This is a genomic window from Streptomyces gossypii (genome assembly GCF_025165795.1).
Classification (GTDB): Bacteria; Actinomycetota; Actinomycetes; order Streptomycetales; family Streptomycetaceae; genus Streptomyces; species Streptomyces gossypii.
Genome location: NZ_JAJAGO010000003.1, coordinates 109643 through 122005, shown reverse-complemented (window position 1 = coordinate 122005; position 12363 = coordinate 109643). Strand labels below are relative to the sequence as shown.

Sequence of the window (12363 nt, the reverse complement as noted above, 5' to 3'; positions counted from 1 at the left end):
ACCACCCCGGGCATTCCTGCCTCCGGAACGAGGGTCTGCCGTCCGGAACTTGCGCACGGGGCGGCCCGGATCGAAAGTGGTCCAGGTGCGAAGGGGGCCGATGGACGGGAAGCGGGTGCTGCGGCACCGGCCGCGATACGTGTGGTGGCTGTTCCTCGCGGCGGCGGCGCTCACGTGCGGAGTGCTGAACGTGTGGGCCTCGACGCTGGACCGCGGGCCGTTCGCCCCGAACCAGTCGGTGTCCGCAGCGGAGTACGTGATGTGGGCGTTGCTGACCGCCGGATGCCTGCGCACCGCGATGCGGCGGATCGTCATGGGCGGCGAAGAGGCGGTGCTGGTGGGGCTGGTGCGGGTACGCAGGGTGTCCTGGGCCGACGTCGCCGAGGTGGAACTGGCGCATCGCACGGGGAACACCGGGCCGGGCGGGCGGTGGCGGGTGGCACTGCGCATGCGGGACGGCACCACCCGCTGGGTGCCGTCGTTCGTGCACGGCGGGATGGGTCTCCACGAGGGCCCGGAGTTCGGCCCCGGCGACCACGGCCGGTACGGGCAGGCGTACAACGAGGCGCCGCCGCACGCTCCGAGGGAGTTGACCCGCTTGCACCGCGAGCTGCGCGCCGCGTGGCTGGACGCCGGAGGCCATCCGCTGCCTTTGCCGCCTCGCGGGGCCCGTGCGCGGCGGCAGCGGCCATGCTGACGGACAGTCACCTCGTCTGCCCGGTAGGCGCGTTCGGCCGCAACCCCGGTCAGGCCGCGCGGGCTCGGCTACGCTTCCGACGAGGCAGGCCGGGAGCCCGCTGATCCCGGAGCAACGGGGGCTCGGCCCTCGGAGGGGAGCTTTCTGGTGCGCAGACCCACACGCCGGGGCGGCGCCGCCGTCGGTACGGCGCTCGTCCTCGCCGCACTGAGCGCCTGCTCGGACGACGGCGACGGAACGGACGACGCGGGGAAGTCCCCCTCTCCCTCCGCCACGTCCACCGCGTCCCCCTCCGGATCCGCCCCGTCCTCGCCATCCGCCTCACCGTCGCCCTCCGAGGAGACACTCAAGGTGAAGGACCTGGACCAGAAATGCGCCGAGATGGGGAAGGGCGTCCCCGAGGCCGCCGAGTACAAGGGGAAGGGGCCGCACACCATGGCGGTCTTCCAGGACGACTACGAGGGCGACAGCGACCTCTCCGGCTCCTACACCTTCTGGCAGGTGCGGTTCCCCGACGTCGAGGTCGTCATGGGGCCGGAGGAAGCCGCCGAGATGGAGCTGCTCGCCTGCGGAGAGGGCAGCAAGGGCTCGCAGCAGGTCGGCTCGTGCAACTACACCAGGCTCGGTACGGATGCCACCACCTATCCGCTGTACTCCCAGACATACACCTACACCGTCTACGAACTGCGCACCGGCAAGGCCGTGCGGAGGGTCGAGGCCGCCGGCGCCGGCAGCCCCGACGGGTGCCCGGACCGGCTCAGTGGCAGCGTCGCGGGGAGCAAGAAACCCAGCAGGGTCTACGCGCAGATGACCCGGGACCAGACCGAGGATCTGCTGCGCCAGTTCGTCACCGGCCCGGCCCGGTAAGCCACTCGACGCGCGGCACGGCGCTCAGCGCTGGCGCTGGCACTGGCGCCATGGAGGGTCAACGAACGCTGGGCTGGGATTCCGCCGCGATGAGCGCGAGAGACTCTCTGACCGCGGCCAGCGCGGCTGTACGCTCCTGATCGGTCATGCGGGCCGGTCCAGCCGACGGCCACCGGCCTAGCGGCGGCGGTTCGGCCGCCAGACGACCAGGGCGTTGGACTGCTGGACGTCCTGGTACGGCACCAGGTCGCGCCGGTAGGAGGCGTGGACCTGGGCCTCGCGCTGGCGCATCGTCACGGCGGCGCCCTCCAGCGCCTGCTGGAGCTCGGCAGCGCGCGCCTGGAGCGCGGCGACCTGGTTCTCCAGCTCGATGATGCGCTTGATCCCGGCGAGGTTGATGCCCTCGTCCTGGCTCAGCTGCTGGACTTGGCGGAGCAGTTCGATGTCGCGCGCGGAGTAGCGACGGCCGCGCCCGGCCGTACGGTCCGGGGAGACCAGGCCGAGGCGGTCGTACTGGCGCAGCGTCTGCGGGTGCAGGCCGGAGAGCTGAGCGGCGACCGAGATGACGTACACCGGAGAGTCGTCCGTCAGCTCAAAGTGCTGCGCTCCCCCGAAACGGGGGCCGTGCCCACCTCGGCCGGTCATCTCAGTCTCCCTTCGCTGCCTTGAACAGCGCGGCTCTCGGGTCTTCGGTCGCGGTGGCGTCGCGGTAGGACTCCAGGGTGTCCCGCGCCTTGTCGCTCAAGTCCCTCGGTACGGCCACCTCGACGGTGACCAGCAGGTCGCCACGGGTGCCGTCCTTGCGCACCGCGCCCTTGCCCCGCGCCCGCATCGTACGGCCACCGGGGGTGCCGGGCGGCAGTTTCAGCGTCACCGGCGGGCCGCCGAGAGTCGGGACCTTGATCTCGCCGCCGAGCGCCGCCTCCGCGAAGGTGACCGGGACGGTGACGGTGAGATTGTCGCCCCGGCGGCCGAAGACCGGGTGCTTGTCCACATGCACGACCACATACAGGTCGCCTGCGGGGCCGCCACGCTCACCGGGCGCGCCCTTGCCGCGCAGCCGGATGCGCTGCCCGTCCGAAACCCCGGCCGGGATGCGCACCTGCATGGTGCGCGAACTCGTCGCCCGCCCGCTGCCCTTGCAGTTGTCGCACGGGTCCTGAGCGATCAGGCCGCGGCCCTTGCAGTCGACACAGGGGTCGGTGAGCGAGAAGCCGCCCCCGCCGCCCCGGCTGACCTGCCCCGTCCCCACGCAGGTGGGGCATACCCGGGGTGAGCCGTTCTTGTCGCCGGTGCCCGCGCAGCTCTTGCAGGCGGCCGACGAGGACATCCGCAGCGGCACCGTCGCGCCGTCCACCGCCTCGGTGAAGCTGAGCGTCACCTCGGATTCGATGTCCTGGCCACGGCGCGGTTGCGTACGTGTGGTGGTGCCGCCGCGGTTGAACAGCCCGCCGAAGACGTCGCCCAGGCCACCGCCGAAGCCGCCCGCGCCACCGGGACCGCCGGGGCCGGGACCACCCGGGCCGCCGGCGCCGGCCGGGCCGCCCTGGGTGCCGCCGAAGAGGTCGCCCAGGTCGAAGTTGAAGCCGCCCGCGCCGCCGCCCGCACCGGGCCCGGGACGGTAGCCGCCGTTCCCGAAGAGGGTGCGTGCCTCGTCGTACTCCTTGCGGCGCTTGGCGTCGCCCAGCACGTCGTACGCCTCGGAGGCGTCCTTGAAGCGCTCCTCGGCCTGGGCGTCACCGCGGTTGGCGTCCGGGTGGTTCTCGCGGGCGAGCTTCCGGTACGCCTTCTTGATCTCGGCTTCGGTCGCGTCCTTCGGGACGCCGAGAACCTTGTAGTAGTCCTTCTCGATGAAGTCCTTGGTACTCATCCTCGACGTCCCTCCTCCCGTTCATCCATCTGCTCGGCCATCCGCCCGGCGGTCAGCCGTCGTCCGTGCCATTGGTGTCCTCGTCCTCCGCGGGCTCCTCGGCCCGGGAATCCGGAGACTGCCCCGCCTGCGCGGGCTGGGCGCCCGGCTGCGGTTCCGCGACGCCGACCCTCGCGGGACGGATGGTGCGCTCGCCGATGCGATACCCCGGCTGAAGGATCTGCACGCACGTCGTCTCGGTGACATCCGGGGAGTACGAGTGCATCAGCGCCTCGTGCACCATCGGATCGAAGGGCTCGCCCTCCTTGCCGAACTGCATCAGGCCCATCTTCGCCGCGACCATCTCCAGCGATTCGGCGACGGACTTGAAGCCGCCCTGCAACTCACCGTGATCACGCGCACGGCCGATGTCGTCCAGCACGGGCAGCAGTTCCGTCAGGAGATTCGCGACCGCGATCTCCTTGACGGAGACACGGTCCCGCTCGACCCGGCGACGGTAGTTCTGGAACTCCGCCTGGAGCCGCTGCAGGTCCTGCGTCCGCTCCTGAAGTGCCGTACGCACCTGGTCGAGCTGGGCCGTCAGCGCCGCCTCCTGACCCAAGGTGCCGGCCTCGGCGCCCTGGCCGGACGGCTTCTGCCCCGGCTGATCCGGCTGGCCGGGCTGCCCCGGCTTGCCCGCGCGCTTCTGCTGCTCGGCCTCCCCGGCGCTCTGCGCTTTCTGGTTGTCCTGGGTGTCCCCGGCCCGGCCCGCCGGGCCCGCTTCCCCGGAGGGAGCGGACCCGGCGGCCTCTGCCGCGTCTTCAGGCTGCGAGTCCTGTGCGGCGTCGGCGGGGACGTCGGGCTCCTGTGGGAAGCCCGGAGTCTCCTCCGTCACACCGCACCGTCCTTCGGCTTGTCGTCGTCGACGATCTCGGCGTCGACGACGTCGTCCTCGGCGCCGCCGTCGGCCTTGGCCTGACCCTGGCCGGCGCCGGGCTGGGCGCCGTCAGGGCCGCCTGCCGCCTGGGCGGCCTGGGCGTCGGCGTAAAGCGCCTGGCCCAGCTTCTGGCTGGTGGCCGCCACCTTCTCGGAGGCTTCGCGGATGGCCGCGGTGTCCTCACCCTCGGCCGTCTCGCCGCCCTTCAGCTTCTCCTTGAGGTCGGCGAGCGAGGTCTCGACCTCGGCCTTGACGTCGGCCGGAACCTTCTCGTCGTTGTCCTTGAGGAACTTCTCGGTGGTGTAGACGAGCTGCTCGGCCTGGTTGCGGGTCTCCGCGGACTCGCGGCGCTTGGTGTCCTCGTCCGCGTACTGCTCGGCGTCGCGCATCATGCGCTCGATGTCGTCCTTCGGCAGCGCGGAGCCGCCGGTGACGGTCATCTTCTGCTCCTTGCCGGTGCCGAGGTCCTTGGCTCCGACGTGCATGATGCCGTTCGCGTCGATGTCGAAGGTGACCTCGATCTGCGGCACCCCGCGCGGGGCGGGCGGCAGGCCGGTCAGCTCGAACATCCCGAGCTTCTTGTTGTACGCCGCGATCTCGCGCTCGCCCTGGTAGACCTGGATCTGCACGGACGGCTGGTTGTCCTCGGCCGTGGTGAAGATCTCCGAGCGCTTCGTCGGAATCGTGGTGTTCCGCTCGATCAGCTTGGTCATGATGCCGCCCTTGGTCTCGATACCGAGGGACAGCGGGGTGACGTCCAGCAGCAGGACGTCCTTGACCTCACCCTTGAGCACGCCGGCCTGGAGCGAGGCGCCGATGGCCACGACCTCGTCCGGGTTGACGCCCTTGTTGGCCTCCTGGCCGCCGGTCAGCTCCTTGACCAGCTCGGCCACGGCGGGCATCCGGGTCGAGCCGCCGACCAGCACCACGTGGTCGATCTCGGACAGCTGGATACCCGCGTCCTTGATGACGTTGTGGAAGGGGGTCTTGCAGCGCTCCAGGAGATCCTGCGTGAGCTGCTGGAACTGCGCCCGGCTGAGCTTCTCGTCCAGGTGCAGCGGGCCCTCGGCGGACGCCGTGATGTAGGGCAGGTTGATCGTGGTCTCGGTCGAGCTGGACAGCTCGATCTTGGCCTTCTCCGCCGCCTCGCGCAGCCGCTGGAGCGCCATCTTGTCCTTGCCCAGGTCCACGCCGTGGCCGGACTGGAACTGCTTGACCAGGTGGTCGACCACGCGCTGGTCCCAGTCGTCACCACCGAGCTTGTTGTCGCCGTTGGTGGACTTCACCTCGACGACGCCGTCGCCGATCTCCAGCAGCGAGACGTCGAAGGTGCCACCGCCCAGGTCGAAGACCAGGATCGTCTGGTCTTCCTTCTCCAGCCCGTAGGCGAGCGCGGCGGCGGTCGGCTCGTTGACGATGCGCAGGACGTTGAGGCCCGCGATCTCACCGGCCTCCTTGGTGGCCTGGCGCTCGTGGTCGTTGAAGTACGCCGGGACGGTGATGACCGCGTCGGCCACCTTCTCGCCCAGGTAGGCCTCGGCGTCCCGCTTCAGCTTCTGGAGCACGAAGGCGCTCATCTGCTGCGGGTTGAAGTCCTTGCCGTCCAGATTGATCTTCCAGTCAGTGCCCATGTGGCGCTTGACCGAGCGGACCGTGCGGTCCACGTTTGTGACGGCCTGGCGCTTGGCGACCTCGCCGACCAGGACCTCACCGTTCTTCGCGAAGGCGACGACGGACGGCGTGGTCCTGGCGCCCTCGGCGTTGGTGATGACGGTGGGCTCACCGCCTTCGAGAACACTGACGACGGAGTTCGTCGTACCCAGGTCGATGCCGACCGCACGTGCCATTTCAGTTCCTCCAGTTAAGCCTTGAGTGGATCTGGCTCAAGAGTGCACGACCAGGTTGAGCAAGTCAAATGGCTTGAGCGTATCCCACTCAACTCTTATGCCGCCTTTACAGGCAGGGCTGACCCATCTCACATATTTGCAGGTCAGAGCGGTGACGCAGTGCGCCGCTGCACGCATCGGCGCACTCTGACGCGCCCTGACGCATCAGCAGGCTACCTCCAAATAGTTGTTTGACTGTTTGCCGACGGCAGCGCACACTCCCCGAGTGACCGATCCCGCCCCCGTGGGCCCCGCCGACCCGCCCGCCCGTGGAGCCCTGCTCCGGCCCCTGCGCCACCGCCGCTTCCGGCAGCTGGCCCTCGGCCGCGCCCTCACCTATTTCGCCAACTCCATGGCCCCGCTGGCGCTTGCCTTCGCCGTCCTCGACCTGGGCGGATCGGCCGTCGAGGTCGGCCTCGTCGTCGGTGCCCGGTCGGTCGCGAACGCCGTGCTGCTGCTGTTCGGCGGCCTCCTCGCCGACCGACTCCCGCGCGGACTCGTGCTCCAGGGAGCGAGCCTCGCCGCGGCCCTCGCCCAGGGGGCCGTCGCCGCGGCCCTGCTGCTGGACGCGGCCGACCTCACGGTGCTCGTCGTGCTCAGCGTCCTGAACGGCGCGGTGTCCGCCGTCTCGATCCCGGCCTCGGCCGCGCTGACCCCGCAGACGGTCCCCGCCGGGGAACTGCGGGGCGCCAACGCCCTCGCCCGGATGGGCCTGAACACCGGCATGATCGCCGGAACCTCGCTCGGCGGCATGATCACCGCACTGACCGGGCCGGGGTGGGGGCTCGCCTGCAACGCCCTCGCCTTCCTCGCCGCCGCAGCCGCGTACCGACAGGCGGGCTCCGGCCTGGCGTCCGCCCGTGGCGGCTCCGGGGAGCGGACGAAGCCGTGGCAGGAACTGCGCGAGGGATGGAAGGAGTTCGTCTCCCGCAGCTGGGTGTGGGTGGTCGTCCTCCAGTTCTTCGTCGTCAACGCCGTGGCGGCGGGCAGCCTCCAGGTGCTCGGCCCGACGATCGCCGACGACACCTTCGGACGTACGGCATGGGGCTTCGTGCTCGCCACCCAGATGGCCGGGGCGCTGGTGGGCGGCATCGTGGTCGCCCGCTCGAAGGCGAAGCACGCGCTGCGGATCGGCGTCGCGGTGGTGGCGCTGGACGCCCTGCCGCTCCTCGCCCTCGCCCAGTCGGCCGAACTGGCGATTTTGCTGGCCGCGATGTTCGTCAACGGGATGGCGATCGAACAGTTCGGCGTGGCCTGGGACCTCTCGCTCCAGGAGCACATCCCGCAGGAACGGCTGGCGCGCGTCTACTCGTACGACGCGCTCGGCTCGATGCTCGCGCTGCCCGCCGGCGAGATGACGGCCGGTCCGCTCGCAGAGGAGATCGGCGCCCGCGCGACGCTGCTCGGCGGTACCGGGCTGGTCGCGGTGGCCACGTGCGCCGCACTGTGCAGCAGGGAAGTCCGGTCGCTCACCGTCCGCTCAGGGGCCCGGTGACTCCCAGGGTCTCGGGCGGTGCCCAACGAGGGCTTTTGACCGCCTTCCCGGCACCGCCGCATACTGGGCCGATGCCCGAACCGCGCTCCCGCGCCGCCGTCGGCGGACTCCGGGTGCTGGCCCACCCGCTCCGGCTGCGGCTGCTCTCGCTCCTCACGGGCGCCGCCTTCAGCGCCGCCGAGGCGGCGCGGGCACTGGACGAGACCCAGGCCAACGTCAGCTACCACCTGCGCAGGCTGCACGCGGCCGGACTCGTCGAGCTGGTGGAGGAGATCGGCGTCCGTGGCGGCCGGGCCAAGCGCTACCGGCACGACCCCGGCAGCGGCGAGCACCTCGTCGCGCAGAGCCCCGAGGAGCATCTGCTGGTGGCGGCGGCACTCGGTGAGGAGCTGCGCCGCCGTTCGGCCGAACGGTCGCCGGCCGGCGAGGGCGAGCTGACCGACGCGGAGCTGTGGATCGACCCGGGCGAGTGGCAGGCGATCCGGCAGCACGCCCGGGAGCTGGGCGAGGAGCTGCACGCCGCGGCCCGTCCTCCGCACACGCCCGGCGCGGTGCGGGTGAGCGCGACGGTGGTGCTTTTCGAGATGACGCGCGACGGCGGCAGCGGCGAAGCCGGGAACAGCGAGGGCGGGGAAGGCGGCCGCAGCGACGGCGGGCAGCCGTAACGGGCGGCCGTAGCGGGGTCCCCTCGTGCCGTCCGGCGCCATGCCATGCCGCTGCCGCTGCCGTCCGTCACGCGCCCCGGCCGCTCGTGGTTCCCCGCGCGCCGTCCGCCGGAGCCCGCTCCCCGCTCCACTCCACCGTGACGATCGCGGCGTCGTCCTCCAACTCGCCGCCCGTGTGCCGACCGACCTCCCGCAGCAGTTCGTCGGGCAGCGCGGCGGTCCGCACCCTCAGCAGGTCGTTCGCACACGGCTGGAGCGGAAAGAACTCCCCGTCGCTGTTGCGGGCCTCGGTGATGCCGTCCGTGTAGAGCAGCAGCCGGTCGCCCCGCCGCCACTGCTGCGTGTGCACGGAGAAGTCGTCGGGGAACAGGTCGGCAAGGCCCAGCGGCGGCAGTGGTTCTTTGACCTCGACATATTCGGCGGTGCGGTCCGTCAGCAGCAGCGGCGGCGGGTGACCGAGATTGACCATACGCAGCACCGGCCCGTCGAACTCGACGAGGATCGCGGTGACGAACAGCTCCACCGCGTCCGGAACCGCCTGTCCCACCATGGCGCCCCACTCGGCCCAGGGTCCGTCGGCGTCAGCGAAATCTTCGGCGTCTTCGCCGCCCACCTCGGGGCTTTTCGCTCTGGCCCCTTCCTCACGCCGTGCCTCTTCCTCGATGCTGCTTCGCACCAGCAGGCTGACTGCTTGTGAGCAGCGCACGGCGATGCGGGTGAGCTCTCGTTCGTAGCGTGCCGCCTCGCGGAAGGCTCCGAGCACGGCCCCCGCCGTCAGCACGGCGGGCAGCCCTTTGCCTCGGACGTCTCCGATGATCAGCCGGGTGCCGTGCGGGCCCTCGCCCGCCTCGTACAGGTCTCCTCCGATCCGGGCCTCGGACTCGGCGGCGAGATAGCGCGCGGCCATCCGCAGCTCGCCCACCCGGCGGGGCATCGGCCGCAGCAGTGCGAGCTGGGCGGCCTCGGCCACCCGCCGTACCTGGCTCAGCTGTGCAGCGCTGCGCGCCCGTCCGACGCTGGCCCACATGCTCACGACGCTCATGAGCATCACCGCCCCGAGCGCGGTGAGACGATGGTCCATGTCGCTGCCGGAGTCGACCTCCAGATTGCCCAGCGCGACAACGAAGGCCGCGATCGACACGGCGAGCACCGACCGGGGGCGGCCTCTGATCGCGGCGGTGGCGGGCGCGGCGACGAGCAGCGAGATCACCCGGATCTCGTCGACCTCCAGGGAGCGGCGGATCACCTCGACAACCGGGATCGCGGCGATCAGCAGCCAGGGGACCGCCGCCCAGAGGCGTTCATGTTGCCGCACGATTGCCCTTCGCCCCTTCTTGCCCCTTTTGTCATACATCATGAAAGACGTTATCGCAGCGATTCCCGCGACGCAGATCACCGTGGGTTCGGGTACAGCGCCGCTGCGATAGTGGGTAGTCTCGTACGAGCCCATTAAGTTACCGCTTAGTAAATAAAGCTTCGCCCCGCAGGTCCGAGGAGCCCTCATGCAACTCGCGGCGATCGTCGTTTCCCTGGTGCTGCCCGCCATCGGCGTCGCGCTGTTCGCGCGCGCCGTCCTCCAGATCTATCGCACGATGGCCTTGGGAGCGCCGGTTCCCGCCGGCACGCGCACCGACGAACCGGCACAGCGCACCCTCACCCTGGCCCGGGAGTTCCTCGGCCACACCCGGATGAACCGGTGGGGCATCATCGGGATCGCACACTGGTTCGTCGCGATCGGCTTCTACACGCTCCTGCTCACCATCGTGAACGCCTTCGGGCAGCTCTTCCAGGCGGACTGGGTCCTGCCGGTCATCGGCACCTGGCTGCCGTACGAGATGTTCGTCGAGTTCGTGGGCGCCATGACGGCGGTGGGCATCCTCACGCTGATCGTGATCCGGCAGCTGAGCAGGCCCTCCGGTGCGGGCCGCAAATCCCGCTTCACCGGCTCCAAGACGGGCCAGGCGTACTTCGTCGAGATCGTGATCCTCATCGTCGGTCTGGCGATCTTCACCCTGCGCGGCCTGGAGGGGGCGCTGCACCACGTCGAGGGGTACGACGCGGCGTACTTCCTCTCGTACCCGCTGGTGGCCGCCTTCGACGGGCTGAGCGAGAGCACGCTGCAGAACATCGTCTACGTGACCGCCGCGATCAAGATCAGCACCTCGTTCATCTGGATGATCGTCGTCAGCCTCAACACGAACATGGGCGTGGCCTGGCACCGCTTCCTCGGCTTCCCCAACATCTGGTTCAAGCGCGAGGCGCGGGGCGGCAACGCGCTGGGCGCGCTCCAGCCGATGACCTCCGGCGGCAAGGCCATCGACTTCGAGACGGTGTTCGACGAGGAGGGCGGCGAGGAGACCCACTTCGGCGTCTCCCAGGTCGAGCACTTCTCCTGGAAGGGCCTGCTGGACTTCTCCACCTGTACGGAGTGCGGGCGCTGCCAGTCGCAGTGCCCCGCATGGAACACCGGCAAGCCGCTCTCGCCCAAGCTGCTGGTCATGTCGCTGCGCGACCACGCGCACGCGAAGGCCCCCTATCTGCTGGCCGGGGGCGGCAAGGACGCGGAGGGCGTGGAGAAGGCGACGGCCGAGCAGCTGGCCGACGTACCGGCGAGCGCGCTGGCGGAGGCCGAGCGTCCGCTGATCGGCACGTACGAGGAGAACGGCGTCATCGACCCGGACGTGCTGTGGTCCTGCACCACCTGCGGCGCGTGCGTCGAGCAGTGCCCAGTCGACATCGAGCACGTCGACCACATCCTCGACATGCGGCGCTACCAGGTGATGATCGAGAGCGCGTTCCCGAGCGAGGCCGGGACGATGCTCAAGAACCTGGAGAAGAAGGGCAACCCCTGGGGCCTGGCCAAGAAGCAGCGGCTGGAGTGGACGAAGGAGGTCGACTTCGAGGTGCCGATCGTCGGCAAGACGGTCGAGGACCTCACCGAGGTCGAGTACCTGTACTGGGTCGGCTGCGCGGGCGCGCTCGAGGACCGGGCGAAGAAGACGACGAAGGCCTTCGCGGAGCTGCTGCACATCGCGGGCGTCTCGTTCGCCATCATGGGCGGCGACGAGAAGTGCACGGGCGACTCGGCACGGCGGCTGGGCAACGAGTTCCTCTTCCAGCAGCTGGGCGAGGAGAACGTCGCCAACCTCAACGCCGCCTTCGGCGAGGACGAGGGGGACGACGAGCACGGGGCCACGAAGAAGCCCGCGTCCAAGAAGAAGATCGTGGCGACCTGCCCGCACTGCTTCAACACGATCGCGAACGAATACCCGCAGCTGGGCGGCCACTTCGAGGTCATCCACCACACCCAGCTGCTCCAGCACCTGATCGACGAGGGCAAGCTGGTGCCGGTCACCCCGGTCGAGGGCCTCATCACCTACCACGACCCCTGCTACCTGGGCCGCCACAACAAGGTCTACACACCGCCGCGCGAGATCATCGGCCGGGTGCCGGGCCTGCGCAACGAGGAGATGCACCGCCACAAGGAGCGCGGCTTCTGCTGCGGCGCGGGCGGTGCGCGAATGTGGATGGAGGAGCGGATCGGCAAGCGCGTCAACAACGAGCGCGTGGACGAGGCGCTGTCACTCAATCCCGACATCATCTCCACTGCCTGCCCGTTCTGCCTCGTGATGCTGACGGACTCGGTGAACGGCAAGAAGGCGCCCGAGGGCAGCACCGCCACGGAGGGGCAGGCAAAGGCGAACCTGCAGGTCGTGGACGTCGCTCAGCTGCTGCTGGAATCCGTCCGCACCCCCGCCGACCCCTCGGCGGGCGTCTCGGAGGCGACGGACGCCCCGGAGCCGGAGCCCGCCCAGTAGCCCGACGGCGCGAAGCGTCCCCAGCGGCCCCGTTCTCATCCCTTGGGTGAGAACGGGGCCGCACTTCGTCATGAGCACGGGACGGTGCGAAAAAATCGTTTGGTAAAGTAACTATTGAAGCTTACTTGACCAATCATTGACTTCCCCTC

Annotated in this window: 10 protein-coding genes; 5 read left to right on the top strand and 5 right to left on the bottom strand. The window is 70.2% G+C overall.

Annotated elements, in window-relative coordinates:
* Window positions 1–100: 100 nt before the first annotated feature.
* Window positions 101–697 (top strand): hypothetical protein, encoded by a 597-nt coding sequence (locus LHJ74_RS07035; RefSeq protein WP_260216681.1) that lies wholly within the window; start codon window positions 101–103, stop codon window positions 695–697.
* 147 nt (window positions 698–844) lie between these two features.
* Complete coding sequence (locus LHJ74_RS07030) at window positions 845–1564, top strand: hypothetical protein (protein WP_260216680.1); 720 nt, start codon at window positions 845–847, stop codon at window positions 1562–1564.
* Between the two features lie 177 nt (window positions 1565–1741).
* Here the strand turns inward: LHJ74_RS07030 and LHJ74_RS07025 are convergent, their stop codons facing one another.
* From LHJ74_RS07025 to dnaK, 4 genes are read right to left on the bottom strand one after another with little or no spacing between them, the layout of a single operon-like run.
* Complete coding sequence (locus LHJ74_RS07025; protein ID WP_260216679.1) at window positions 1742–2209, bottom strand: heat shock protein transcriptional repressor HspR; 468 nt, start codon at window positions 2207–2209, stop codon at window positions 1742–1744.
* Between the two features lies 1 nt (window position 2210).
* Entirely contained in the window at window positions 2211–3434 is a 1224-nt protein-coding gene (dnaJ, locus tag LHJ74_RS07020) for a molecular chaperone DnaJ (RefSeq protein WP_260216678.1), read from the bottom strand.
* A 52-nt stretch (window positions 3435–3486) separates the two neighbouring features.
* On the bottom strand, window positions 3487–4308 hold the full coding sequence (gene grpE / locus LHJ74_RS07015; protein ID WP_260216677.1) for a nucleotide exchange factor GrpE: 822 nt from the start codon (window positions 4306–4308) through the stop codon (window positions 3487–3489).
* A complete protein-coding gene (dnaK, locus tag LHJ74_RS07010; RefSeq protein WP_260216676.1) occupies window positions 4305–6197 on the bottom strand; it encodes a molecular chaperone DnaK in 1893 nt (630 codons plus the stop codon). Before dnaK ends, grpE begins: the two co-directional genes overlap by 4 nt.
* 265 nt (window positions 6198–6462) lie before the next feature.
* Here dnaK and LHJ74_RS07005 point away from each other — a divergent pair, with 265 nt between their 5' ends.
* Together LHJ74_RS07005 and LHJ74_RS07000 are read left to right on the top strand one after the other, a co-directional pair.
* Complete coding sequence (locus LHJ74_RS07005) at window positions 6463–7731, top strand: MFS transporter (protein WP_260216675.1); 1269 nt, start codon at window positions 6463–6465, stop codon at window positions 7729–7731.
* A 71-nt stretch (window positions 7732–7802) separates the two neighbouring features.
* The gene (locus tag LHJ74_RS07000; protein WP_260216674.1) at window positions 7803–8396 is read left to right on the top strand and encodes a helix-turn-helix domain-containing protein; all 594 of its coding nucleotides are present in this window, start codon (window positions 7803–7805) and stop codon (window positions 8394–8396) included.
* A 67-nt stretch (window positions 8397–8463) separates the two neighbouring features.
* On the opposite strand, the gene LHJ74_RS06995 is transcribed toward LHJ74_RS07000, so the two are convergent.
* Window positions 8464–9711: a PP2C family protein-serine/threonine phosphatase gene (locus LHJ74_RS06995; RefSeq protein WP_260216673.1), complete on the bottom strand. Its 1248-nt coding sequence runs from the start codon at window positions 9709–9711 to the stop codon at window positions 8464–8466.
* Between the two features lie 187 nt (window positions 9712–9898).
* Here LHJ74_RS06995 and LHJ74_RS06990 point away from each other — a divergent pair, with 187 nt between their 5' ends.
* On the top strand, window positions 9899–12214 hold the full coding sequence (locus LHJ74_RS06990) for a (Fe-S)-binding protein (protein ID WP_260216672.1): 2316 nt from the start codon (window positions 9899–9901) through the stop codon (window positions 12212–12214).
* Window positions 12215–12363 lie beyond the last annotated feature (149 nt).